The following is a 23,373-nucleotide window of genomic DNA, read 5'->3' as shown; positions in this document are numbered from 1 at the left end:
GCATTCGCGGGTGGCCCTGTCCACGGACGAGCGGATGACGACCGGGGTGGCGGCGGAGTTCGCGCTGCCGGACCTGGTCCGGGACGGGCGACTGGTCGGCGTCGGCGCCGCTGTCGACCTGATCAGAACCACGTTCGCGGTCGGCCTGGAGCAGTACCTGGTGACGCCGACGCTGGTGCGGGACAGTCACCACAATGTCATCGTCCCGGTCTCGGCGGCCCAACTGGCCGAGAGCATGGAGGCGGACGTGCCCGACCTCGGCCTGTTCCAGTTGTTCAGCCAGTTCGCCCACGGCGGCGACCCGCCCTGGTTCGACGACGTGTACGAGTTCACCGGGTTCATGCTCCAGCCGAACGACAGGTGCCGGATCTACCTCCGGGTCGGTGGAAACGGGGAGGTCCACGGAATCGACATTCCCCTGACGCACGCCGACGGGAGAGCCATCTACGGCCTCGCTGGAAGCCTCGTCCAGGAGCTGGCGACTCTCGTGCGAGTGGGGGACCTGTCGATCCAGCCGAAGATCGACCGCCACGACGACTACTGCGGCGCCGTGTTCGACATGTCCGAGTGGGTGGATCCCCCCGCCCCCGCCTTCCCTCCTTCGGGCGCGGTCTCCGACTCGAGCTGACTGCGGTCGCCCACCACAAACTGCATGATCGACAGCGCCGCTGTGGGGACGTAGGGTGCGGCGGTGCTGAGTGGTCTGGACGGGGTTGAGTGGGCGGGGCTGTTTCACGCTTACGGGGCGGCCGACGATACGGCTGGGTTGCTGCGGGCGATGGCGTCGACCGACGAGGACGAGGCGAGCGAGGCCCTTGAGGAGTTCGTGGGCAGCGTCTTCCACCAGGGCACCGTCTACCCGGCCACCGTCCCGGCCGTGCCGTTCCTGGCCGAGCTGGCGGTGACCGCCCCGCACCAGCGGGCGTCGCTGGTCGCCACCGTGGGCATGCTCGCCGACCCGCACCACGCCCACGGCGACGAGCAGGCCGAGGTGCGCGCGGCGGTACGCGCGCAGGCGGAGCGCTTCCCGCCGCTGCTCGCCGATCCCGACCCCGAGGTCCGGATGTGCGCGGCGTACACCGTGGCGCAGTGCGGCGACCGTCTCCCGGTCGCCCTGCTGCGCGCCCGCTGGACCACCGAGCAGGACCCGGGCGTCCGCGCCTCCCTTGCGCTCGCCCTCGGCCTGCGCGACGCCGCCGGCCACGCCGGCCTGCTGGCCGGCGCGCTGCGTGGCGAAGCGCCGGTGGTAAGCGTCGCCGCCGCCGTCGCGCTGCTGCGGGCCGGCCTGCCCTGGCCCGCCGACGCGGTCGAGGCTCTCGCCGACGCGCTCGGCCAGGGTGCGGAGCTCGACTACGTGTGGCAGCACCACAACGAGGCGGTCGCCGAGCTGGCGCTCGACACCGACGACGAGGTCGTGGCCGATCTGTTCCGGCGGATGCTCGACGCCGGCCCGGACGCCCGCCGCGCCGCCTGTTACGGCATGGGCGTGCGGTGCCGGGCGCGCCGATCCGCCCCCGCCCTGCTGCTGCCCCTGGTGGGCCGGCTGCTCGACGACCCGGACGAGGACGTACGCGGTGACGCCACCGGCGTGCTCCGCCTCGCCGGCGCCGGCGCCGGCGCGTACGCCGACGGGCTGGCCCGGATCGCCGCCGGCTACCCGGAGGTGGCCGACTCGGTGGGCTTCACCCCGCCGCAGCGGGCGATGGAGACGCTGGCCATGCTGGCCGATCCCCGGTGGATCGACGTGATCTGCGCGGCCTGGACGGCGGGGCACGACGTGCGAATCCCCTACGGCGAGCTGCCCTTCGGTACGGCGGTGCTCGCCGCCGCCCGGGAGCGGCTCGCCGCCGGCGGTCCGCCGCCGCTGGTCGCCGGGCTGGCCACGCTCATCGGAGGGTGGGGGCCCGCCGCGGCCGCCGCCGCACCGGAGCTGACCGCCGCGCTGCCGGTCGCGCCGGCCCAGGTGTCGGCCGCGCTCGCCGCAGTCGGCGTGCTCCCACCGGCGGCCCTGCCCGAGCTGCGGGCCGCCGCGTCGGCCGGCGACCTGACGGCCGGGGTGGCGCTGTGGCGCCTCGCCGGTGCGGCCGACCCGCTGGTGGCCGCCGTCGAGGCGCTACTTCACCGGGGTCGGATCGGCAACGACCGCCAGCTGGTGCGGGTCGCCGAGACCGCGGCGGCGGCGCTGGTGCCGCTCGCGCCGAAGCTGCGGCCGTACCTGACCGGGGTGGCGCTGCCCACGTACCCGGAGCGGCACGTCCAGGTGGTGGCGGCGCGGATCGTCCACGCGGCCACGGGGGACACCGCCGCCGTGCTGCCCACCCTCCGGGCGGTGCTGGCCGGCGGTGCCCTGCCCGCGAGCGCCGCCGCCGAGCTGGCCGCCGACCTGGCCGAGCCGTCGCTGGACCCGGTGCTGAGAGAGCTCCTCGCCGACCAGTGGGCCCGGGTGGCGGCGGTGCGGGCGCTCTGGCGCCTCGGCGTGCCACCGGGCGAGCTCGCCCCGGTGCTGATCCGCGCCTTGAATGACGAGTACGGCGCCCGTGGCGCGCTGCCGCTGCTGGTGGAGATGGACGCGCGCGGCGCGGTGCCGGCGCTGCGCGACCTGGCCGAGCGCGACCGCCGCCTGGTGACCTCCGGCATCGAACACAACACCGCGTGGCAGGACGACCACCTCCGCCAGGAGCTACACGAGGCCGTCGCAGTCCTCACTGGCTGACCCCACCGGGGCGAGGTGGGAGCGGATGAGGAAGCGGACGCCGTCGGGGGCCTCCAGGGAGAAGCCGCTGCCTCGGCCGGGGACCACGTCGACCGTGAGCACCGTGTGCCGCCAGAGCTCCCACTGGGCCTTCGACATCCAGAACTCGACGGGTTCGGGCACTCCGTCGACGGCGAGCGAGGCCAGCAGGACGTCGGACGATCCGGTGCGGAACTCGCCGGCCGGGTAGCACATCGGGGCGCTGCCGTCGCAGCAGCCGCCGGACTGGTGGAACATCAGCGGCCCGTGCCGCGCGGAGAGCGACCGGATCAGCTCCGCCGCCGCGGCGGTCAGCGAGACCGGCGGCGGGCCCGCGGCCCCCGGTGCACCGGGAGCCGCGGCACCGTCGGAGGCGGTGGCCATCAGAAGAAGCCGAGCTTCTTGGTGGAGTAGCTGACCAGCAGGTTCTTGGTCTGCTGGTAGTGCTCCAGCATCATCTTGTGGTTCTCCCGGCCGATGCCGGACTGCTTGTAGCCGCCGAACGCGGCGTGCGCCGGATACGCGTGGTAGCAGTTCGTCCAGACCCGTCCGGCCTGGATGGCGCGTCCGGCCCGGTACGCGGTGTTCATGTCCCGGGTCCACACGCCCGCGCCGAGCCCGTAGAGCGTGTCGTTGGCGATCTTGACGGCGTCGTCGAGGTCGGCGAAGGAGGTCACCGACACCACCGGACCGAAGATCTCCTCCTGGAAGATCCGCATCGAGTTGTCGCCCTCGAAGATCGTGGGCTCGACGTAGTACCCGCCCGACAACTCGCCGCCCAGATCCGCCCGTGATCCGCCGGTCAGCACCTTGGCGCCCTCCTGCCGGCCGATGTCCAGGTAGGACAGGATCTTCTCCAACTGGTCGTTGGAGGCCTGCGCGCCGATCATCGTGTCGGTGTCCAGCGGGTGCCCCTGCTTGATCCGGCCGGTGCGCGAGACGGCCGCGGCCAGGAAGTCCGAGTAGTGGCCCTGCTGGATCAGCGCCCGGGACGGGCAGGTGCAGACCTCGCCGGAGTTGAGGGCGAACATGGTGAAACCTTCGAGCGCCTTGTCGAGGAAGTCGTCCGCGGCGAGGCTGACGTCGTCGAAGAAGATGTTGGGGCTCTTGCCACCCAGCTCCAGGGTGACGGGTCTGATGTTCTCGCTGGCGTACTGCATGATCAGCCGCCCGGTGGTGGTCTCGCCGGTGAACGCCACCTTCGCCACCCGGGGCGAGGACGCCAGCGGCTTGCCCGCCTCGACGCCGAAGCCGTTGACGATGTTGACCACGCCGGGCGGGAGCAGGTCGGCCACCAGCGACAGCCAGTAGTGGATCGACGCCGGGGTCTGCTCGGCCGGCTTGAGCACCACCGCGTTGCCGGCGGCCAGCGCGGGGGCGAGCTTCCAGGTGGCCATCAGGATCGGGAAGTTCCACGGGATGATCTGCCCGACCACGCCGAGCGGTTCGTGGAAGTGGTACGCCACGGTGTCGTCGTCGAGTTCGCCGAGGCTGCCCTCCTGGGCGCGGATCGCCCCGGCGAAGTACCGGAAGTGGTCGATCGCCAGGGGGATGTCGGCGGCCAGGGCCTCCCGTACCGGCTTGCCGTTCTCCCAGGTCTCGGCGACCGCGAGGGACTCCAGGTTCTCCTGCATCCGGTCGGCGATCCGGTTGAGGATCAGCGCCCGCTCGGCGACCGGGGTGCGGCCCCACGCGTCGGCGGCGCCGTGCGCGGCGTCGAGGGCCCGCTCGACGTCCTCGGCGGTGCCCCGGGCCACCTCGCAGAAGGTCTGCCCGGTGACCGGGGTGGGGTTCTCGAAGTACCGCCCACCGTGCGGCCTGACGTACTCGCCGCCGATGAAGTGGTCGTAGCGGGACTGCCAGTGGGTGGGGGCGTCGTAGCGCGTCATCGGGTTCCTCCGCCGTCGGTCGCAGGTGTTGGCGGGGAGGCTAGTTCCGTGGACGTTGCAGCGACGTTGCGCGCGTCAGGTCGTACTCGGCGGAGAGCTGGCGGATGCGCGCGACGGCGAGGGGCCGGCGCGGCGCGCCCGGCGGCAGGGCCCGCGCCAGGGCCTGCCACGCGGTCAGGTCGTCGGCGCCGGCGGGCGTCGCGGTCCAGGCCGCGAGCAGGCCCGCGTCCGCGGCGGCCAGCACCGCCGCGCGCAGCTGCCCGTCGACCAGGCGGCGCAGTCGCGCCACTCCCGGCGCGTCCGAGCCGGGCAGCAACGGCCCCGGGTACGCCTCGAGCGCGCCCGCCACGTCGCCGCGTTCGAGCAGTTCGCCGACGGTACGGAAGTCGGCGCGGACGGTCCCGCGCAGCCGGTAGGGGCGGGAGTCGAGCAGTTCCGGGCCGAGCGCCCGGCGCAGCCGGGACAGCTCGGCGCGCAGGGTGACCGGGTGCAGCCGGTCGTCGCCGTAGAGGTCGAGGCCGAGCTGTTCGCCGGTGCGCCCCTCCGGGTGGTCGAGGAGCAGCACCAGCAGCTCGCTGTGCCGTCGACCGAGCCGTACCCGGCGGCCGCCGACGCGCAGCTCCGCCTCGTCGCGGCCGAGCGCGTTGACGGTGACCACGTCCGGGTCGACCGGTTGGGCCAGGAACGCCTCGGCGGCCCGGGCGGTGGCCCGGACCAGGGCGAGGCTCTGCGGGTTGGCCAGGTGGTCGCCGCCGGTGATGTCGACCGCCCCGAGCAGCCGCCCGCTGACCGGGTCGTGGATGGGGGCGGCGGCGCAGGTCCAGCGCTGCACCGGCCGGACGAAGTGCTCGGTGGCGAAGATCTGCACGCTGTGGTCGACGGCGAGGGCGGTGCCGGGGGCGTTGGTGCCGGCGTGCGCCTCGTCCCAGCGGGCGCCGGGCACGAAGTTCATCCGCTCGGCGTGCCGGAGCACCCCCGGATGCCCCTCCACCCAGAGCAGCCGCCCGTACGCGTCGCAGACCGCCATCAGGTGCGCCCCGTCCTGGGCGATGCCGCCGAGCAGGTCGCGGAAGAGCGGCAGCACCCGGGCGAGCGGGTGGGTGGCCCGGTAGTCCGCCAGCGCGTCGTCGGTCAAATCGACGGGGGCGGTGGCCTCCGGGTCGAGCCGCGCCGAGCGTTCCCACGACCGCCGGACCACCTCGCGGACCCGCCCGGGGGCGGTGCCGCCGGTGAGGAACGCCTCGTGGGCGGCGCCGACCTGCGCGATCCGCTCGGCCGGATCGGCGCCGAACTCCAGGGCGAGCCACGGGTCAGCCATCGGCGACCTCCTCGCGCCCATCGTGACCCAGGCCACCCTCGATCGCCAATACCGGTTGCCCGGCGGATAGGTGTCCGTCCATCCTGGGCGTCGCGCAGGGTGCGCGTGACGGCACGGGAAGGGCGGTCGTGATGGTCGGGACGCGGGAACGGATGATGGTGCAGCTTCAGCTGGTCAGCGGTGACCGCCACCTGGTCGCCTGGGTCGCCGACGATCGTCGGGTGCGGGTCGGCGTCGAGCTGTCGCTGCGTGACCACGCCGAGCCGGGGCGGTTCTGGCGGGTGGTCGCCAAGGGCGAGCCGCGCCCGGCCGGCGAGATCAGGCGCGGCTGGCACAACGACATCTGACGCTCCGGGGGCCGCTGCGAGCGTGACGTGCGGGGCGGCTGCGCGAGTGGAACGCCGTTGCTGTCAAACGCCCGCCATGACGTACCTGGTGTTCCGCTCGCGGGTGCCGGGGCGGTGCCGCGCGCTTCCGGAAACTTTCCTTCTAGTGACGCTGAACCTTGTAGCGCTCCTGAGTCGTACCACCTTCCACAGAGCGTCGGACGATGGGAGATGCGGTGAAGGTGCAGCGGAAGCACGTGCTGGCGGCTGGCGTGGCGGTGGTCGCCACGGCGGTGGTGGCGGTCGGGACCGGGTTCGGCTTCGCCGACACCACCGCCGCCCGACCGAGCGCCTGCCCGGGGTCGGTCACCTTCTCGGCGGAGGGCGGTGAACCTGCGGCGACCAGCAACCGCTTCCCGGTGGGGACGCGGCTGCGGGTGACCAACCTGGACAACAGCAAGGTCGCCACGGTGACGGTGACCGGCCCGTCGGGCAGTTGCGTGCTGCTCAACGCCGCCGCGATGGACCTGGTCCGCGAGCCCGGCAAGAATGTGATCCGGCGCAACGTGGTGGAGCGCCTCGACGGTGGGGCGGCGGCGCCGCCGGCGCGGCCCGGCGCTCAGCCCGGGGAAACCCGACCGGGTGACGCGCGCCCGGGTGCCGGAGCGGCCCGGCCGCCGGCGGCCAGCGCGTGCACCGGCGCGATCACCTTCTCCGCCGAGGGCGGCGCGCCCGCCGCGACGAGTGGACAGTTCCCGGTCGGCACCCGGCTGCGGGTGACCAACCTGGACAACGGCAAGGTCGCCACGGTGACGGTGACCGGCCCGTCGGGCAGTTGCGTGCTGCTCAACGCCGCCGCGATGGACCTGATCCGCGAGCCGGGCAAGAACCTGGTCCGCCGCAACACGGTCGAGCTGCTGCGCTGAGCGGGCTCGGCCTGACACGATCGCGCTCGATCGGGGAAGTAGTGGCCTCCGCCGCGAGGGGAGACCACTACTTCCCGGTTGTTGCGCGATCTTCCCCTCAGCCGAAGGCGGCGTCCAGGATGTCCAGACCGCGGGACAGCTCGTCGTCGGAGATGGCCAGCGGCGGCAGGAACCGCAGCACGTTGCCGTACGTGCCGCAGGTGAGGGTGAGCAGGCCGGCGGCGTGGCAGGCCGCCGAGACCGCCGCCGTGGCGGCCGGGTCGGGGGTGAGCGTGCCGGGTCGGACGATCTCCACGGCGAGCATCGCGCCCCGGCCGCGTACCTCGGCGACGCGCGGGTCGCGGGCGGCAATGGCCCGCAGCCGGTCGCCCAGCACCCGCCCGATCCGTCGGGCGGCGCCGGCCAGGTCCAGCTCGTGCATGGTCTCGATGGAGGCGAGCGCGGCGGCGCAGGCGATCGGGTTGCCGCCGTACGTGCCGCCGAGACCGCCGACGTGCACGGCGTCCATCAGCTCCGCCCGACCGGTCACCGCGGCCAGCGGCAGGCCACCGGCGATGCCCTTGGCCAGGGTGATCAGGTCCGGCTCGACGCCCTCGTGCTGGCAGGCGAACCAGTCGCCGGTGCGGCAGAAACCGGTCTGGATCTCGTCGGCGATGAAGACCACCCCGGCCGCCGTCGACCACTCGCGCAGCGCCGGCAGGAACCCCTCCGCCGGTACGACGAACCCGCCCTCGCCCTGGATCGGCTCGATCAGCAGCGCGGCGACGTTCTCCGCGCCGACCTGCTTCTCCACCATCTCGATCGCCCGGGCCGCCGCCTCGGCCCCGGAGAGACCCCCGTCCCGCAGCGGGTACGACATCGGCACCCGGTAGATCTCCCCGGCGAACGGCCCGAACCGGTGCTTGTACGGCATGTTCTTCGCGGTCAGCGCCATGGTCAGGTTGGTCCGGCCGTGGTACGCGTGGTCGAAGACCACCACCGCCGGTCGCCCGGTGGCGTGCCGGGCGATCTTGACGGCGTTCTCCACCGCCTCGGCGCCGGAGTTGAACAGCGCCGAACGCTGCTCAAAGTCGCCGGGGGTGAGCGCGTTGAGCTGCTCGCAGACCGCCACGTACGACTCGTACGGTGCGACCATGAAGCAGGTGTGGGTGAAGCGCTCGACCTGCGCCCGCACCGCCTCGACCACCTTCGGGGCGGAGTTGCCGACGTTGGTGACGGCGATGCCGGCGGCGAAGTCGATCCACTCCCGCCCGTCGACGTCGGTGATGGTGCCGCCGCTGGCGCGCTCGACGTAGGACGGGATGACGCTGCCGACGCCGCGCGCGACCGCTGACCCGCGCCGCTTGTGCAGTTCCTCGCTGGACAAGGCTCAGCCCTCTCTCGTTCGCGACTGCGGGGCTCGCAGGCCCGGCTCACTCCTCGCGCTCACCAGTCAGCCCTCGATGTTGTGCATGACGTGCTTGATCCGGGTGTAGTCCTCCAGGCTGTAGACCGAGAGGTCCTTGCCGTGCCCGGAGTGCTTGAAGCCGCCGTGCGGCATCTCGGAGACGAACGGGATGTGGGTGTTCACCCAGACGCAGCCGAAGTCGAGGCGGCGGGTCATCCGCATCGCCCGGCCGTGGTCGCGCGTCCACACCGAGGCGGACAGGCCGTAGTCGACGCCGTTGGCCCAGCGCACCGCCTCGTCCTCGTCGGAGAAGCGCTGCACGGTGATGACCGGGCCGAACACCTCGTCCTGGATGATCTCGTCGGCCTGGCGCAGCCCGGAGACCACGGTCGGGGCGTAGAAGTAGCCGCGCTCGCCCTGCCGAGAGCCGCCGACCTCGACGCTGGCGTGGTCGGGCAGCCGGTCGACGAAACCGCTGACCCGGGCGAGCTGGTTGGCGTTGTTCAGCGGCCCGTAGAGCACGTCGGCGTCGTCCGGCGCGCCCGTCTTGGTGTTGCGGGCCTGCTCGGCGAGGGCGGCGACGAAGTCGTCGTGGATGCCGGGCCCGGCGAGCACCCGGGTCGCGGCGGTGCAGTCCTGGCCGGCGTTGAAGTAGCCGCCGACCGCGATCGCCTCGGCCGCCGCCGCGACGTCCGCGTCGTCGAAGAGCACCACCGGGGCCTTGCCGCCCAGCTCCAGGTGGGTCCGCTTCAGGTCGGGGGCGGCGGCGGAGGCCACCTCCATGCCCGCGCGGGTCGAGCCGGTGATCGACACCAGCTGCGGGGTCGGGTGCGCCACGAGGGTACGACCGGTGTCCCGGTCGCCGCAGACCACGTTGAACACGCCCGGCGGGAAGAACTCCGACGCGATCTCGGCCAGCAGCAGCGTCGACACCGGCGTGGTGTCGGACGGCTTGAGCACCACCGTGTTGCCGGCGGCGAGCGCCGGGGCGATCTTCCAGACCGCCATCATCAGCGGGTAGTTCCAGGGCGTCACCTGCGCGCAGACGCCGATCGGCTCCCGCCGCACGTACGAGGTGTGCCCGGCCATGTACTCGCCGGCGGAGCGCCCTTCGAGCAGTCGGGCGGCGCCGGCGAAGAAGCGGAACTGGTCCACCGCCGGCGGCAGCTCCTCGTCGGCGGTGAGCTGACGCGGCTTGCCGGTGTTGCGTACCTCGGCGTCGACCAGCTCGGCGGCGCGGGCCTCGACCGCGTCGGCGAGCTTGAGCAGCGCCTTCTGCCGCTCCCCAGGGGTGGCATCCCGCCAGCCCTCGAAGGCGGTGGCGGCGGCCTTCATGGCCGCGTCCACGTCGGCCGCCCCGCTGACGGGCGCCTGGGCGAAGACCTCGCCGGTGCAGGGGTCGATCAGGTCGGCGTAGCCGCCGTCCACCGGGTCGACGTACTCGCCGTTGACGAAGTTGCGCAGCTGCTGCTGGTCGCTCATGGGGATGTCTCCGAGGGGTGGCCGGGGGATGGTCAGCGGAGGTATTCGCAATCTAGGTGCCATCTTGGCTACTGAATTCGCGGCCCACAAGGCCTGTGGCGACTGTTTCCGTGTGGGTGCCCGTCGTCTAGGCTGCCGACGTGGAGCCGAGAGCCTTCTATGTCGCCGGCCGCCCCGTCCACGGCAAGGGCGAGGGCGAGCTGACCGTGACCCACCCGTACGACGGCCGGACGGTGGGGCGTACCACGCTCGCCACGGCCGACCAGGTCGAGGCCGCCGTCGCGGCAGCCGCCGGGGTGGCCGCGGCGGCCGCGGCCCTGCCCGCGCACGCCCGGGCGGCGGCCCTGGACCACGTGTCCCGCCGGCTCGCCGAGCGGGCCGACGAGGTCGCCGAGCTGATCACCGGCGAGAACGGCAAGCCGATCAAGTGGGCGCGGGCCGAGGTGGGGCGGGCGGTGTCGACGTTCCGCTGGGCGGCGGAGGAGGCCCGGCGCTTCTCCGGCGAGCTGCAACGCCTCGACACCGACCCGGCGGCCGACGGCCGGATCGCCCTGGTGCGGCGGGTGCCCCGGGGCCCGGTGCTGGGGATCGCGCCGTTCAACTTCCCGCTGAACCTGGTCGCCCACAAGGTCGCCCCGGCCATCGCGGTGGGCGCGCCGATCATCGTGAAGCCGGCCCCGGCGACCCCGCTGTCGGCGCTGCTGCTGGGGGAGATCCTGGCCGAGACCGAACTGCCGGAGGGGATGTTCTCGGTGCTGCCGCTGCCCAACGAGCGCGCCGCCGAACTGGTCGCCGACCCGAGGCTGCCGGTGGTGTCGTTCACCGGCTCCGGACCGGTCGGCGCGGCGATCCGCCGGCAGGTGCCGGAGAAGCACGTGACGCTGGAGCTGGGCGGCAACGCGGCGGCGGTGATCTGCGAGGACTGGGCCGGTGACGAGGACCTGACCTTCGCCGCGCACCGGATCGCCACGTTCTCCAACTACCAGGCCGGGCAGTCCTGCATCGCCGTGCAGCGGGTCTTCGTGCACGAATGGCTCTACGACGGCTTCCTGCCCCGGCTGGTCGCGGCCGTGCAGGAGTTGCGCACCGGCGACCCTTCGTCCGAGCACACCGACGTCGGGCCGCTGGTCTCCGTCGAGGCGGCCCAGCGCGTCGAGGCGTGGGTGGACGAGGCGGTGGTGGCCGGGGCCACCATCGAGGTGGGCGGCCGGCGTGACGGCGCCACCTACCCGCCGACCGTGCTCTCCAACGTGCCCGCCGACGCGAAGGTCTGCACCGAGGAGGTCTTCGGGCCGGTCCTGGTGGTCGCGCGCGTGCAGAGCGACCAGGACGCGTTCGCCGCCGTCAACGACTCGGCGTACGGGTTGCAGGCGGGGGTGTTCACCCACCGCCTCGACGTCGCGTTCGCGGCGTCGCGGGTACTGGAGGTGGGCGGGGTGATCGTCGGGGACGTGCCCTCCTATCGCGCGGACCAGATGCCCTACGGCGGGGTGAAGGGAAGTGGCGTCGGGCGCGAGGGGCTGCGCAGCGCGATGGAGGACTACACCGAGCCGCGGGTGATGGTGCTGACCGGCATGGCGTTGTAGCCGCCGTGCGGCGTCACCAGGTGCCGTCGTCGCGGACCCGGGCCGGGGCCAGGCCGAGCAGGAGCGTGGTGAGCGCGGCGTCGATGTCGTCGCCGAGGAACCACTCGCCGGCCTGATCCAGGGCGAAGATCCGGCCGTGCTCATCCACGGCGAGGATGCTGTCCTGCCGTTCGGAGCCGATCGGGAAGAGCCGTACGCCGAGGACGGCTGCGAAGTCGGCGAGGGTGTCAGCGGTGTGCGCCGCCTGCATCGGGTCGATGCCGAACCAGGAGATCCAGACCTCCCTGCCGGGGCCCCGCCTTCCGCATGCCAGTGCCGGAAACCTCGTCAGTGCCTCCTGTGCGGCCGGAATCTCCGGGTGTGCTCCTCCGCCTCCGCGTACTTTCAGCGCCTCTGAGATCGCGGCGCGGGCGAGGAACTCGTCGGCCCGATCGGGGCGCCAGCCGCCGTCGACCAGTGCGCTCGCCACCTCCGCCGGGAATCGGCCCGTCTCGGGCGAGGTGTTGGGCTCGGGATGTATCTCCCTGGTGAACGCCAGATCCGACCAACCGATCACCGCGAAGTGCACCAGGAAGTTGACGCACGAGTCGCAGGGGCGCTCCGCCGCTCCGCCGGCCGGGTCGCCCGTTTCGCGGACGCGGAACGCCTGGAACGGGGACTCGAAAAGGAGCAGCTCCGCCTCTCGCATGGTCAGCGGGGCCTGGCCGGCGGCGGCGCGGCGGTGGTCGTAGTCGTGAAGGACGTCGGAGACGACGACCAGCTCGGCGTGCCGGTCGCCGCCGCGGACCAGGTGCCCGGCCGGCAACTCGTCAAGGTACGCGCGGACCAGCGGGTGGTGGTTCAGCTCGACGTCGCCCTTGGCGCCGTGGCCGACGTATGTGCGGCCCCCGACGGTCAACTGAGCGACGGTGGCCGGCGTTGGCAGACGGCGGATCTCGCGGAGCAGTTGAGCGGCCGGGTCCACGGTGCGCGGCGCTGGCGCTCCGGCGGGGCGGCTGCGGCGGTACATCTGCTCGACGACCGCCAGCGGCACGCGGGGCCAGGTGGAGACCTCGCCGGTCTCCTTGTCGACGACGGTTGTCGGCAGGTCGCCCGGATCGGTGTCGACCTCACGCTCCACCATGGATCGGATGACGTAACCGAGCTCGAACTCGTCGAGCCTCGGACGGCACTCGTAGCCCAGACGTCGTGAATCGCGGCGGGCCCACACCAGGGCGAGTTGCTCGGCCTGCTGACGATCGATCACGGTGTGAAACTACCGGACCCCCACGGATTCGTGGCGCCCGGTATGGTTCGGCTGACTGACGGTGACCGGGGAGGGTGACGTTGGCCGGAGATTCGGACCGGGACGCCAATCGCGCGCTCCGGGAACGGTTCGACGATGTGTACGGCCGGTACCAGCGGCTCCGGTCCGGATTGGACGAGTTGCAGGTCCGGATTGCCGAGCTGCGGGTGACTGAGCGCTCGGACGACGGCCAGGTGACTGCCGTGGTCGGGGCCCGCGGCGAGCTGATCTCGGTGGAGCTCGACCCGGCCGTCTATCGGGATCGGGACCATCAGGCACTCAGCCGCAAGATCACCGCCACGGTGCGCGGTGCCACCGCCACCGCCATGGCGGCCACACGTGATCTCGTGTCTGGCTACCTCCCGCCCGGGTCTGGATCGATGGAGTTCCTGCGTAACGGTGACTTCGCGGCGCTGCTGGGCCGCGCCGACGAGGTGCTGCGGGGCGAGGGTGAGCGGCGTGGCTGACGGGCAGCTCTGGCTCGACCCGGACCGTGCCCGGCGGGGCGGCACCGACCTCCACCTCGCAGGTGCTGCGATCAGCAGCCGGCGTGACCAGCTCGGCGGGCAGATCAGCGCCGCCAGCGGAAGTCGCCCCTGGGGTCGGGACGACATCGGCACCGCGTTCGAGCAGCGGTACCGAGGCTACGAGCAGACGCTGCTGCGAGCCTGGGCAGGCGTCGGGCGGTCGTTGGAAGCACTCGGTGCCGACGTCGTCGCCTCGGTAGAGGCCAACGTGGAAACTGATGTCACCAGCGGACGGCGATTCGACGGGGTGGCCGGCGCGCCCGGCCATCGGCGCTGACCTGCGGAGGACGCTCCCGTGACTCTGCTGCCAAGCCCGATCCCGCACCCGCTCGACTACAGCCCCTGGGAGCTGCCGGGCTGGGCCTACGAGGCGCTTGACTGGGTGGTCGGGGTGGAGTGGCCGGAGGGCGACGAGCGCGCCGTCTGGAACCTCGCCGACCAGTGGTACGCGGTGGCGCGGGCCCTGGCCGGTCCGCGCGACGACGCGATCGCCGCCGCCGCCGAGGTACGCAATGGGTACGGCGCCATCGGCGCGGTGGCCGAGGCGTTCGACACCGCCTGGCGGCGGGTGGCCGAGGGCGACGAGGCGCCGCTGCCCGTACTGCTCGCTGTCAGCAACGACCTGGGCCGGCTCGTGGAAGAGTGCGGCTGCGACATCGAAGGCGCCAAGCTCGAGGTCTGGATTGAGTTGGGCATCCTCGTCATCGAGCTGCTGTCGCTGGCCGTGGCCGCCGCGCTGACCGCCGGCGCCGCCTCGGCCGCCGCTGGCCCCGTCATCGCCGCCAGCCGAATGGTGATCCAACGGATCTTCCGGCAGCTGATGGCCCAGATGGGCCGCAAGGCGCTCCGGCAGGGCCTGAAGGAGGCAGGGGAGCGGGCCGCCAAGGAGACCGTCGAGGGTGGTGCGGCAGGGCTTGGCCGACGCGCCCTCAGAGGCGGACTGTCGGAGGCGGGGGAGGAGGCCGGAGTCAGTCTCGCTACGCAGACGTACCAAAACTCCACCGGCCGTCGCGAGGGCCTCGACCTGGCCGAGCTCGGCACCTCAGCAGTCGGGGGCCTGGCCGGCGGCGCGGTGGCGCCGCTGGCGGGTCTGGGCCGGCACGCCACCGGGCGGGGCGCCCGGATCGGGGAGCACTTCGCCCGGGAGATGACCGGCGAGGTGCTAGCGGAGGGTGCCGCGCGCCTGGCCACCGGGCAGGGTGCCATGTCGTTGGAGGATGCCGCCCGCGCTGCGGTCTCCGGCTCGACCGGGTCCGCGGCCAGCCAGGCCGATGCGGCGCTGCATGCTCGCCTCGACGCTCGGCTGCAGGGGCTCGCCGGTTCGCCGCCCGCCCCGCTCGACCTGTCCGTCCCACCGCCGGCGGTGAGTACCGGAGTCCCGTCCAGCGACGGCCCGACGTCGGCCGACACCGGGGTGGAATCCGGGCCGCCCACCCACATCGGGTCAGGTGACTCGCCAGCCGCGGCAGCCGCCAGCGTCTACGATGGTCACGACTTGCCGGCCCGCGTCACGGCCCGGCCCCTCGGTGACGTCGGCGACGCCCTTCCACCCACTCTGGCCCACGGGCATGGCGCTCCGCTCTCCGCCGCTGGCGGCGAGACTCCCACGGCGACCGTGGGCACCGGCGCGGCCCCTACTCTCCCGTCGGTCGCGGCCGACCCGGTCGCTGGTGTGTCGGGTGCCGTCGAGCCGGTGCCGGAAGATGGCTTTTCGCTTCCGACGGCCACGGCCCACCATGCGCCGGCTCCGCAGGTCGCCGGAGCGCCCCCAACACCGTCCGACCCAACCCTGGCCGGTAATCCGACCACCGGCGTGCAGGCCGCCGCACCGGTCAACCCGGCCACGCCGTCACCGGTGGCAACGGCCGGGGCCGCCGGCACGGCAAGCGGGACGGTCCCGACGACAGGCGTCCCAGCGGTGAGCGGCAGTCCCTACCCGGCGCCGGTTCGTGCGGCGTACGGGGGGACTCCGGTGTTCGCGCCCGCCCCGACATCGCAGCCGCCGCCACTGGTGGGCACCGGACCCCCGCCGGAGCGAGGCACTGGCGTGCCGGAGCAGCGCGTTGACGGTGCGAACGCGCCGAGGACGAGCCGCTTCCCGTCGCTGGAGGTGCTCGCCCCGGGCCCGGCGACATCGTCCCAGCCGCAGACGCGGCCTGCTCGACTGCCGCGGCCAGCGCCCGAGACCGGGGAATCGACGCTCCGACCACGGACGCCCGAGTGGTACGCCGCCAGGTGGGCAGCGGATCGGGAAGCCCTCGAAAGGCGGCGCTACCAGGGCTACTTTGACTCGCAGCGGGCCTGGTACGAGGACAAGCGGCGCACTGACGCGGCCAACCGGCGCAAGGTGATGGCACAGAATCACGAGCTGCGCTCAGACCGCTTCGCCGAACAGGCGGTCGAGCTGGAACGCGAGGGCCGGACCGCGATGGCGGACTGGCTGCGAGTGCTGGCCCGCCGGGAACGGGGTGATGTCCAGGACGAGCAGCAACTCGCCGCGGACATCATGGCCGGCCGGGTCGTACCAGACGAAGTACTCGTCGACGACGCGGCGGACTTCCGGCGGATCAACGACGACGTGGCCGACCTGGCCCTCGGGGCAGTCGAGACCGCTGACCGGTCGGCTCTGACCGGCGACGACGACCCGCCACCGATCGACCGGTCCCGCCGGTATGGCCAGTGGGGCGGGCTGCGTCCGCCACTGGCGCTACACCAGACCGACCTCGAACGGCAGATGCCCCGCAACCCGGACGGCAGCGTCGTCCGTACCGCCGATCCTCGCCACGGGGGCTGGTTCGCCCTTGCCAACGACGGTGGCTCGCAGGCCGACCCCACCCGTGGCATCAACTGCCTCGACTGCACGCTCTCCCTCTTCGAGACCTGGGTGCACGGCCGCCCGCGGGTCTCCGCGCCGCGAACCTTCGACGGCTATCTGGAGGGCGACATCCGGCGTCCGATCCTGGGGGAGAAGGGCGGGCCGGGCCGGGTAGAGGAGGCCACGGGTGGCCGGTTCCAGAAACTCGTCGCGCCGCGCGACGGTGAGCAGCCAGGACCAGCACAGCTGCGACACTCGGTCGACCGGGGATTCGGGAACCTGCACGACCAACTGCTCATCGGTGGCCACGGCAGCTTCGCCTTCCTGATCACCGAATGGGAGGACGGCGGCTCGCACGCCTGGGTGGCCCTGAACCAGAACGGCACGATCCTCTACCTCGACCCGCAGAGCGGCCTGATCCACGACCGACCGCTGTACGCGCACCGCGGGGTCCGACACCCGGACAACGTCGTCGGCATCGACGCTCTGGTGCTCGGTCGGGACGGCCGGCCGATGCCGCTGGGCGGGCTGGCCCGCGGACGGTTCAGCGTCCTGCCCGACCTGCCGCAGTATCCGTCGGTTCCGGACGACGAAGCGGGGTACGGCGACCCGTACCTCAATCGCCTGCACCTGCTGGAAGACAGCTCGCCCAGCTCTCCCGCTCAGCCAGATGCACCGACAGGCGTCAGCAGGTCTGGTGGCAACGATGAGAGGGGCGACTCGGGCGACGCGCAGGATCGCCTGCGTCGAGCGCGCAACCTCGCGGCATCGCGCCGCATCGCTGCCGGTGTCGGGCCGAGTGATCTCGTGGTTGCGAGTGGAGATCTCGAATCGCTCTTTGCGGCAGGAGTGGCACCGGCGGAAGCGGCGGTTCACCTTGATGGGCCAGCGCTGTCCCGGCTCGCACCGCATCTTGACTCCACGCAGGCCAACGATGTGGCCCACCTGCTCGCCGATGCCCGGGTCGTGAGCATGCTCGACGAGACGTGGCAGACGCCACCACGCGGCGAGGCGATGCTGGCCGAAACTCTGGTGTGGCGACTGGCGCAGCGCCCCGAACTGGCCCGAATGATCCTCTCCACGCCCGAGCTCATGAGTGCGCTCACGGCGCGTCCGGCAACGCTGCATCACCTGACCGAGCATGATCAAGCAGTTGGTGTGTTGGGATCGACGCTGGACGAAATTGCTGTGCGGGGGCCGGTAGCGGTCGCCGCCGGTGATCCGCCAGTGCCCCGTGCGACACCACTGACCGTTGGCCAGCGCAGCATCTCAGAGCAGATCAGGTCGCGCAGGCAGCCTGTCTTCCAGCCCGGCTTCGATCTCGCGAGGATGCATGAGACCCGGTACAGGGAGGACTATATCGATAGGCTGTACGACGATGCTGACGTAGCGCAGCGTGAGTTAAACCAGCTTGCGTCGTTCCTGGCGGGTGAGCGCGGGCGGCCGGGCTGGCGTGCGCAGCGCAAGGGGTACCGTCGGGTACTCGACAAGCTTGTCGAATACGACAATGACGCGTCCAAGTTGAAGGACCTGGCCGGGGCCAAGATTCAATTCGACCGGCTGGAAGATGTCTACGAGGCTCTCCGGCAGGTCGGCGAGATGGATGGCGTCGTCGTACTCGACCTCAAGGATCGCTTCATCAAGCCCCAATTAAGTGGCTACCGCGACCTGTTGTTGAATCTGAGAATGTCAAACGGCCACGTCGCGGAGTTGCGCCTACATCTCGCTGCGGTCGATCGGGTCGCCCTGTGGGAACATGCTCTCTACCAGGTCCGGCGGGACCTGTTGGCGATCGCCGAGGCTGAAGGTCGAGCGTTGACGCCGATGGAGAGCGCGGTGTGCAGAGGTCTACTCAAGAGGGAGCAAGAGGCCTTCTGGTTGGCTCTGCGTAATGACGAAGGGATGGGCTAGCTGCCTTGGACGGGGTTGAGGGGCTGAAGCTTCCTGCCTTCTTCAGCTACTACGAGAAGCCGGTGAAGTTCGTGACGGCGGCGGACGGTGGCATGACTGCATGGAAGCTGGACAGGGACAATGGCGGCTGGCAACCGGCGGATGAACTGATCGAAAGAATCCTCTTCGCTGGTGGGGATGACATCGACTCTCTCAGTCGCGAGGAATTCATTCAGCTCACCGAGTACGAGAGAGGGCGCTACCTCCGAGGAGAAGGCCCTGTCTTTGCGCTCTACGAGACGGTCAGTGCTATCAACGATGTGTGGGTCCGCGAGCGAAGGTACCCGACTCAGGATGAGGTAGCCCTGGTGCGCGGGATTCAGCGCAGGACCTTCGTGATGTTTGAGGAGGAGCTTCAGCGGGCGGGAGATCCGGGAGCGGACCCATCCCTTTCGGACAATTGACAGCCTCCTGCTCGGTGAGGGCCCTGCCGATGGGAAGGTAGATCCGGAATTCGCCCACGGTCGCCTTGAGTAGCCCCTGGCTGCGTCGAGGCGGCGATCCGTACTGATCGGTCCGGCGAGCAAACGTCAGCTCTTGGAGCGCTGCTCTCGTACAGGCTCTGGAGGGAGTCGAGGCCCGAGGATCATTGGCCGAAGACCTTCCTGGCCACGATGAACGCCGTCAGGCCCATCGCCGTGAAGATCAGGGCGCCAGCCAGCACTCGCCAGCCGCCCGGTCGGTTCTGCACGAAGTAGTAGGCGATCCCAAGCGTGCCGCCGAGGAACGTCACCACGAGCGGGGCGAGTGTCACCGGCGTGACGTCGCCAAGCGCGATCATCCAGGCTGAGATGAAGGCGAAGAAGATCGACACGTTCGCCGTTGCCTGCCGAAGGTTGCGGTACGGCGAGTTGTGCAGCGCGAGCGTGTCCTTGCGGTAGTCCTCGAGGGCTTGCTCAGTGTGCGCTTGAGTCGTCCGTCGCCGCCGCAACAGGTTGCCGACCCGCCACACCCCGTTCATGCCGGGGAATCTATCAACGAGGGTCATCGTCCCGCTGCCCTGAGTGATCGTCAGGGGTGGACGGGTGACCGACGCGACGAGGACGGTTGGCGTCCGACCCGGTACTAAGCCCGAGGGGTGCGGTCGGTGACGTAGACGCCCTTGCCTTGCCGGCCGTCGATGAGGCATTCGGCCTTGAGCAGGATCATCGCCGTCCGGATCACGGTTCCGCTCACCTGGTACTGCTCGCAGAGAGCCTTGAACGAAGGCAGCTTGTCGCCGGGCTTCAGTTCCCCGGACGCGATCTGCTCCCGAATATTTCGGGCGACCTGTAGATACGCGGCTTCAGACATCGTTGGTGCTCCCAGTTCGGCGACGGGGACACGGGGACCACACGGACGAAGGCAAGGTACAACACAATGTGTTGCGGGCGGGACCGGCCGGGCATCAGGTTGAAGGCCGCCAGGCGCGTCGACCGTAGATGCAGTTGGAAACCCCTTGCGGCGCGGCGGTGCCTGGGTCAGGGTCGCGAGCATGACGGAACTCGACGCCACCGACCTACCCACCCGCGTCTTCGGCTGGTCGGACATGTTCCTCAAGCCGGAGGACGACCCGCGTTCCGACGGCGGCTTCGACGACGAGCGGTCGATCCTCGTCAACTACCTGCGTGACCACCGGCTGACCCTGGAACTCAAGTGCGCCGACCTCGACGCCGAGGCGCTGGCCCGGCGCAGCGTTCCGCCGTCGACGATGTCGCTGCTCGGCCTGGTCCGGCACATGGCCGAGGTGGAGCGCGGCTGGTTCCGCCGGGTCATGGCAGGCGAGGACGCGCCGCGGATCTGGTGCACGGAGGAGGAGCCCGACGCCGACTTCGACGGCGCGGTGGCCGACCCGAAGGTGGTCGAGGAGGCGTGGGCGGCCTGGCGTGCGGAGGTCGCGTACGCCGAGCGGTTCGTCGCCGAGGCGTCCGACCTGGGGGTCGAGGGGCACCGGGAGGACCTGACCATCTCGCTGCGCGAGCTGCTGGTGCACATGATCGAGGAGTACGCCCGGCACAACGGTCATGCCGACCTGCTGCGGGAGCGGATCGACGGGCGGGTCGGCCAGTGACCGACGTCCGGATCGTGCTGGCCGGGGAGGCGTACGAGCGGGCGGTCTTCGGCGGTGACCCGGGCGGGCTCGCCGAGGCGGAACGGGACCTCGACGCCGTCGAGGCGGATCTGGTGCTCGCCCGGGGTCGTCTCCTGCACGCCCGCTACCTGGACGACCGGGTCGAGGATCCGCGGGAGTTGTCGCTCTTCGAGCGGGCCGTGGCGCTCTACCGGGAGTTGGGTGACGAGCGCGGCGAGGCGGAGGCGCTGTTCTGGGTGGGCTGCGTCCACCAGGTCGTCCGGCAGGACGAGGCGGCCGCCGCTCCGGCGTACGCCCGGGCCCGCGAGCTGGCCGGCCGGGCCGGCGACCGGCTGACGCTGTCGTACGTGCTGCGGCACCTGGCCTTCGCCGAGCAGGCGGCCGGCCGGATCGACGCCGCCCGGGAACGGATGACGGAGTCCACCCGGCTGCGCCGGGACATCGGCTTCCGGCCGGGTGTCGCGGCGAACCTCGTCGCGCTCGCGTTCTTCGCCCTCGGCGACGGCCGGCGGGACGAGGCCGCCGCGCTGGTCGACGAGGCCGAGACCACCGCCCGGGCGGCCGGCGCCGACGGCATCCTGCGCTGGGTCGAGCAGGCCCGCGCCGCGTTGAGCGAGTGATCGGGGCAGCCGACGGCATCGCCTGGTCCGAATAGGATGAGGCGATGACGAAAACGGGTCGCCGGCCACCGGGGACCGCCACGTCGCCGACCCGGGGTCGATCGCGCCGGGCGACCCGAGCCTGTCGGCGCCGAGCCCGGGGGAGTCAGCCGCGGCCGGCCCGGCACGGTGGAACGGGACCGGGATGACCGTCGCGCCGCGGACGGTCGCGGAGGCGGTGGCCGTACAGGATCGGTTGCGACCGCTCGCGGACCTGGTCGGGCCCGGCCCCCGCCGGCCCGCGACGGTGGCCGGCCTCGACGTCGCGTACGCGGAGAGCGGCGACCTGCTCGCGGCGGCCGTGACGGTGCTCGACACGGCGACCCTGGCCGTGGTCGACCGGGCGGTCAGCGTGGGCCGGCCCGCCTTCGACTACGTGCCCGGGCTCTTCGCCTTCCGGGAGCTGCCGGCGCTGCTGGCCGCGCTCGGGCGGCTGGCCGTCCCGCCGGAGCTGCTGGTCTGCGACGGGCACGGGCTGGCCCACCCGCGCCGCTTCGGGCTGGCCTGCCACCTCGGGGTCGTCACGGGGCTGCCCGCGATCGGGGTGGGCAAGACGCCGCTGGTCGGCGAGTGGGTCGAGCCGGGGCCGCGCCGGGGCGACGGCAGCGCGCTGGTCGATGGCGGCGAGACGGTCGGGCGGGTGTTGCGTACCCGGGACGGGGTGCGGCCGGTCTTCGTCAGCGTCGGGCACCGGATGAGTTTGGACAACGCCGTCGCGCAGGTGCTCGCCCTGACTCCGCGGTACCGGCTGCCGGAGACCACCCGCACCGCCGACCGGCTCTGCCGCGACGCACTGGCCGAAGCGATCCGCGACGCCACGCGTGGAGACCATCGTCACTCGTGACGTTCCGCGTCCTGACTGTCGCCATTGGTGACGATAGGGTGACCGGGGTCGATGCTCGTGACGGCGCGGCCGGTGCCCCGCCGTCGCGGGTGGAGGCATGCCAGGGGTGCCGCGAGGGTAATGCGGCGCACATGCGGGGCTCTCGATGACCCGGTCAGGACATGGCCCGGTAGTAATCTGACCGGTCGGGCCCCGTCGGGGCGGAGACGGTGAGGTGGACATGTCCGTGCGTCGGCACGTGGCGCGACTGGTGACGGCCGGCGCGCTGCTGGGCGGCCTGGTGGCCGTCGGGGCGGCACCCGCGCACGCCGACGGGGACCGGGTGGGGGTGCGCGCGGCGGGCGGCTTCGCCGCCGGCGGTTCCCCGGGCGGGATCGTCGTGGAGGTGCGCCGGCGCACCGACGGATGTGTGCAGCTGCGGACCGCGCTCGGACTGCGCCTCAACGGCGTCTCCGCGGATCAGGTGCGGGTCGAGATGAACGCCGGCGGTCGATGGCTGCCGGTGCCGGTCTCCGGTGGCGGTGGCGGCGTGGCCACCGCCCGTACCTCCCCGGCTGATCCGACGTTGTGCAAGGGGAAGAGCATCACCGTCCGGTACCGTGTCGCGTTCCTCACGGGTGCCCCGGCCGGGCGACTGGAGGTGATCGGCGAGGCGACCAACGCTCGCGGCCAGATCCTCGGCCGCGGCGCCGACACCTCCCGGGTCGGTGGTCGTGCCGCCGGGAGCGCGACACCGACCGGGAGGCCCAGCCCGACGCCCAGCGCGGTCCCGACCGAGACCGTGGCGGCCGTTACGGAAGAGCCCACCCAGGCCGTTCTCGCCGCCCCGTCCGCCGGCGAGGTCACCGCCGCTGCCGAAGCATCCTCCGGAGGAAACATGATCATGTTCTTCGGCATCGCCATGGTCGCCGTCGGCGCCGGGCTGATCGCCCTGCTCATCCGCAACAACCGCAAGGACAAGGTGCGCCCGGAACTGGGCGGCTACTCGGGCGTCCCGCTGCCGCGCAACCCCGGTCCGACCACCTACCGCTCCGGCGGCGGGGCGCCGGGCGCGCCCTCCGCGCCGCCCGGCCCGGTGTACGGCCAGCAGCCGCCGCCGCAGGCGGGCCGCCCCAGCGGGCTCTACGGCCAGCCCGGCGCCTACCCGACGATCACCCCCACGTCCGCCCCCCGCCCGTCCGGCGGGGTGTACGGCGCCCCCACCTCCGCGCCGCCGGCCCAGAACCGTCCCGCCTCGGCGCCGCCGGCGGGTCGGCAGGACGGCCCCGGCGACGACGCGACCCGGTTCGTGCCCCGCCTCCCCCGCTGAGCCGGAGCGGCGGCGGCTGCTCCGACCCGCGGTTCTCGGCGACACTCGTGTCGCCGTGCCGGTCCCGGCGGCACTCCGGTCAAGGTCGCGCTGCATGCTGGAAGCAGTGGGTTCCGGGTCGGGGCGAGGCCACCACATCCAGGAAACAGCGCGACCAAGCTGCGGGCCGAGCGGTTTCCCCGCCTCGCCTGACCGGCTAGTACGGGGCGCGGCCGGCTGCTCCGATACGCTCAGGGTCGTTGACGGCCCGTTGTCGAGGAGCGAACCC

General features: G+C 72.3%; 21 protein-coding genes. 13 read left to right on the top strand and 8 right to left on the bottom strand.

From position 1 onward, the window contains the following. Positions 1-10 precede the first annotated feature (10 nt). Together AC5L3Z_RS27180 and AC5L3Z_RS27175 are read left to right on the top strand one after the other, a co-directional pair. Positions 11-628 (top strand): hypothetical protein, encoded by a 618-nt coding sequence (locus AC5L3Z_RS27180; protein ID WP_494846001.1) that lies wholly within the window; start codon positions 11-13, stop codon positions 626-628. 150 nt (positions 629-778) lie between these two features. Next, entirely contained in the window at positions 779-2,713 is a 1,935-nt protein-coding gene (locus AC5L3Z_RS27175; protein ID WP_494845999.1) for a HEAT repeat domain-containing protein, read from the top strand. On the opposite strand, the gene AC5L3Z_RS27170 is transcribed toward AC5L3Z_RS27175, so the two are convergent. The 3 genes from AC5L3Z_RS27170 to AC5L3Z_RS27160 are packed head-to-tail and all read right to left on the bottom strand — an operon-like array spanning position 2,681 to position 5,938. After that, complete coding sequence (locus tag AC5L3Z_RS27170) at positions 2,681-3,115, bottom strand: DUF779 domain-containing protein (RefSeq protein WP_494845998.1); 435 nt, start codon at positions 3,113-3,115, stop codon at positions 2,681-2,683. The two genes, AC5L3Z_RS27175 and AC5L3Z_RS27170, sit on opposite strands and share 33 nt — an antisense overlap. After that, positions 3,115-4,620 carry an aldehyde dehydrogenase gene (gene adh / locus AC5L3Z_RS27165; RefSeq protein WP_494845997.1) on the bottom strand — a complete coding sequence of 502 codons (1,506 nt, stop codon included), beginning with the start codon at positions 4,618-4,620 and terminating at the stop codon, positions 3,115-3,117. Before adh ends, AC5L3Z_RS27170 begins: the two co-directional genes overlap by 1 nt. Positions 4,621-4,660: 40 nt before the next feature. Next, entirely contained in the window at positions 4,661-5,938 is a 1,278-nt protein-coding gene (locus AC5L3Z_RS27160; protein ID WP_494845996.1) for a GAF domain-containing protein, read from the bottom strand. 155 nt (positions 5,939-6,093) lie between these two features. Here AC5L3Z_RS27160 and AC5L3Z_RS27155 point away from each other — a divergent pair, with 155 nt between their 5' ends. Both AC5L3Z_RS27155 and AC5L3Z_RS27150 read left to right on the top strand, forming a co-directional pair. Next, positions 6,094-6,285 (top strand): hypothetical protein, encoded by a 192-nt coding sequence (locus AC5L3Z_RS27155; RefSeq protein ID WP_494845994.1) that lies wholly within the window; start codon positions 6,094-6,096, stop codon positions 6,283-6,285. Between the two features lie 203 nt (positions 6,286-6,488). Next, positions 6,489-7,190, top strand: a complete 702-nt coding sequence (locus AC5L3Z_RS27150; protein WP_494845993.1) for an RlpA-like double-psi beta-barrel domain-containing protein — start codon at positions 6,489-6,491, stop codon at positions 7,188-7,190. Between the two features lie 97 nt (positions 7,191-7,287). Here the strand turns inward: AC5L3Z_RS27150 and gabT are convergent, their stop codons facing one another. Continuing rightward, complete coding sequence (gene gabT, locus AC5L3Z_RS27145; RefSeq protein WP_494845992.1) at positions 7,288-8,556, bottom strand: 4-aminobutyrate--2-oxoglutarate transaminase; 1,269 nt, start codon at positions 8,554-8,556, stop codon at positions 7,288-7,290. Positions 8,557-8,622: 66 nt separating this feature from the next. Beyond that, the gene (locus AC5L3Z_RS27140) at positions 8,623-10,059 is read right to left on the bottom strand and encodes a gamma-aminobutyraldehyde dehydrogenase (RefSeq protein WP_494845991.1); all 1,437 of its coding nucleotides are present in this window, start codon (positions 10,057-10,059) and stop codon (positions 8,623-8,625) included. A 140-nt stretch (positions 10,060-10,199) separates the two neighbouring features. Between AC5L3Z_RS27140 and AC5L3Z_RS27135 the strand changes: the two genes are divergently transcribed. Continuing rightward, entirely contained in the window at positions 10,200-11,645 is a 1,446-nt protein-coding gene (locus AC5L3Z_RS27135; RefSeq protein WP_494845989.1) for an aldehyde dehydrogenase family protein, read from the top strand. A gap of 13 nt (positions 11,646-11,658) precedes the next feature. On the opposite strand, the gene AC5L3Z_RS27130 is transcribed toward AC5L3Z_RS27135, so the two are convergent. Beyond that, positions 11,659-12,891: an SUKH-3 domain-containing protein gene (locus tag AC5L3Z_RS27130; protein ID WP_494845988.1), complete on the bottom strand. Its 1,233-nt coding sequence runs from the start codon at positions 12,889-12,891 to the stop codon at positions 11,659-11,661. Between the two features lie 74 nt (positions 12,892-12,965). Here AC5L3Z_RS27130 and AC5L3Z_RS27125 point away from each other — a divergent pair, with 74 nt between their 5' ends. The 4 genes from AC5L3Z_RS27125 to AC5L3Z_RS27110 are packed head-to-tail and all read left to right on the top strand — an operon-like array spanning position 12,966 to position 18,626. Beyond that, positions 12,966-13,397, top strand: coding sequence for a YbaB/EbfC family nucleoid-associated protein (locus tag AC5L3Z_RS27125; RefSeq protein WP_494845987.1), 432 nt, complete (start codon positions 12,966-12,968; stop codon positions 13,395-13,397). Beyond that, positions 13,390-13,734 carry a hypothetical protein gene (locus tag AC5L3Z_RS27120; RefSeq protein WP_494845985.1) on the top strand — a complete coding sequence of 115 codons (345 nt, stop codon included), beginning with the start codon at positions 13,390-13,392 and terminating at the stop codon, positions 13,732-13,734. Before AC5L3Z_RS27125 ends, AC5L3Z_RS27120 begins: the two co-directional genes overlap by 8 nt. A gap of 18 nt (positions 13,735-13,752) precedes the next feature. Next, positions 13,753-18,183, top strand: coding sequence for a toxin glutamine deamidase domain-containing protein (locus tag AC5L3Z_RS27115; protein ID WP_494845984.1), 4,431 nt, complete (start codon positions 13,753-13,755; stop codon positions 18,181-18,183). Between the two features lie 5 nt (positions 18,184-18,188). After that, positions 18,189-18,626 carry a hypothetical protein gene (locus AC5L3Z_RS27110; RefSeq protein WP_494845983.1) on the top strand — a complete coding sequence of 146 codons (438 nt, stop codon included), beginning with the start codon at positions 18,189-18,191 and terminating at the stop codon, positions 18,624-18,626. A gap of 182 nt (positions 18,627-18,808) precedes the next feature. Here AC5L3Z_RS27110 and AC5L3Z_RS27105 read toward each other — a convergent pair whose 3' ends face one another. Both AC5L3Z_RS27105 and AC5L3Z_RS27100 read right to left on the bottom strand, forming a co-directional pair. Then, positions 18,809-19,183 (bottom strand): hypothetical protein, encoded by a 375-nt coding sequence (locus AC5L3Z_RS27105; protein WP_494845982.1) that lies wholly within the window; start codon positions 19,181-19,183, stop codon positions 18,809-18,811. A 104-nt stretch (positions 19,184-19,287) separates the two neighbouring features. Next, the gene (locus tag AC5L3Z_RS27100; protein WP_494845980.1) at positions 19,288-19,515 is read right to left on the bottom strand and encodes a winged helix-turn-helix domain-containing protein; all 228 of its coding nucleotides are present in this window, start codon (positions 19,513-19,515) and stop codon (positions 19,288-19,290) included. Between the two features lie 181 nt (positions 19,516-19,696). Here AC5L3Z_RS27100 and AC5L3Z_RS27095 point away from each other — a divergent pair, with 181 nt between their 5' ends. From AC5L3Z_RS27095 to AC5L3Z_RS27080, 4 genes are all read left to right on the top strand, one after another. Next, a complete protein-coding gene (locus tag AC5L3Z_RS27095) occupies positions 19,697-20,272 on the top strand; it encodes a DinB family protein (protein WP_494845979.1) in 576 nt (191 codons plus the stop codon). Continuing rightward, complete coding sequence (locus AC5L3Z_RS27090) at positions 20,269-20,913, top strand: tetratricopeptide repeat protein (RefSeq protein ID WP_494845978.1); 645 nt, start codon at positions 20,269-20,271, stop codon at positions 20,911-20,913. The genes AC5L3Z_RS27095 and AC5L3Z_RS27090 overlap by 4 nt, the downstream gene beginning before the upstream one ends. 184 nt (positions 20,914-21,097) lie before the next feature. After that, positions 21,098-21,796 (top strand): endonuclease V, encoded by a 699-nt coding sequence (locus AC5L3Z_RS27085; protein WP_494845977.1) that lies wholly within the window; start codon positions 21,098-21,100, stop codon positions 21,794-21,796. Positions 21,797-22,016: 220 nt separating this feature from the next. Beyond that, positions 22,017-23,105: a hypothetical protein gene (locus tag AC5L3Z_RS27080; protein WP_494845975.1), complete on the top strand. Its 1,089-nt coding sequence runs from the start codon at positions 22,017-22,019 to the stop codon at positions 23,103-23,105. The last annotated feature ends 268 nt before the right edge of the window (positions 23,106-23,373 follow it).

The organism is Micromonospora sp. LZ37, assembly GCF_059359015.1.
Note: the sequence above shows the minus strand (reverse complement) of the source record. Positions and strands in the feature narration are given on the sequence as shown.

Coding starts and splice junctions, on each gene's coding strand:
- AC5L3Z_RS27160 (WP_494845996.1), bottom strand. CDS start 5,938: ATGGCTGACCCGTGGCTCGCCCTGGAGTTCGGCGCCGATCCGGCCGAG.
- AC5L3Z_RS27105 (WP_494845982.1), bottom strand. CDS start 19,183: ATGAACGGGGTGTGGCGGGTCGGCAACCTGTTGCGGCGGCGACGGACG.
- AC5L3Z_RS27085 (WP_494845977.1), top strand. CDS start 21,098: ATGACCGTCGCGCCGCGGACGGTCGCGGAGGCGGTGGCCGTACAGGAT.
- AC5L3Z_RS27100 (WP_494845980.1), bottom strand. CDS start 19,515: ATGTCTGAAGCCGCGTATCTACAGGTCGCCCGAAATATTCGGGAGCAG.
- AC5L3Z_RS27140 (WP_494845991.1), bottom strand. CDS start 10,059: ATGAGCGACCAGCAGCAGCTGCGCAACTTCGTCAACGGCGAGTACGTC.
- AC5L3Z_RS27175 (WP_494845999.1), top strand. CDS start 779: ATGGCGTCGACCGACGAGGACGAGGCGAGCGAGGCCCTTGAGGAGTTC.
- AC5L3Z_RS27150 (WP_494845993.1), top strand. CDS start 6,489: ATGGGAGATGCGGTGAAGGTGCAGCGGAAGCACGTGCTGGCGGCTGGC.
- AC5L3Z_RS27080 (WP_494845975.1), top strand. CDS start 22,017: ATGTCCGTGCGTCGGCACGTGGCGCGACTGGTGACGGCCGGCGCGCTG.
- AC5L3Z_RS27170 (WP_494845998.1), bottom strand. CDS start 3,115: ATGGCCACCGCCTCCGACGGTGCCGCGGCTCCCGGTGCACCGGGGGCC.
- AC5L3Z_RS27095 (WP_494845979.1), top strand. CDS start 19,697: ATGACGGAACTCGACGCCACCGACCTACCCACCCGCGTCTTCGGCTGG.
- adh (WP_494845997.1), bottom strand. CDS start 4,620: ATGACGCGCTACGACGCCCCCACCCACTGGCAGTCCCGCTACGACCAC.
- AC5L3Z_RS27155 (WP_494845994.1), top strand. CDS start 6,094: ATGGTGCAGCTTCAGCTGGTCAGCGGTGACCGCCACCTGGTCGCCTGG.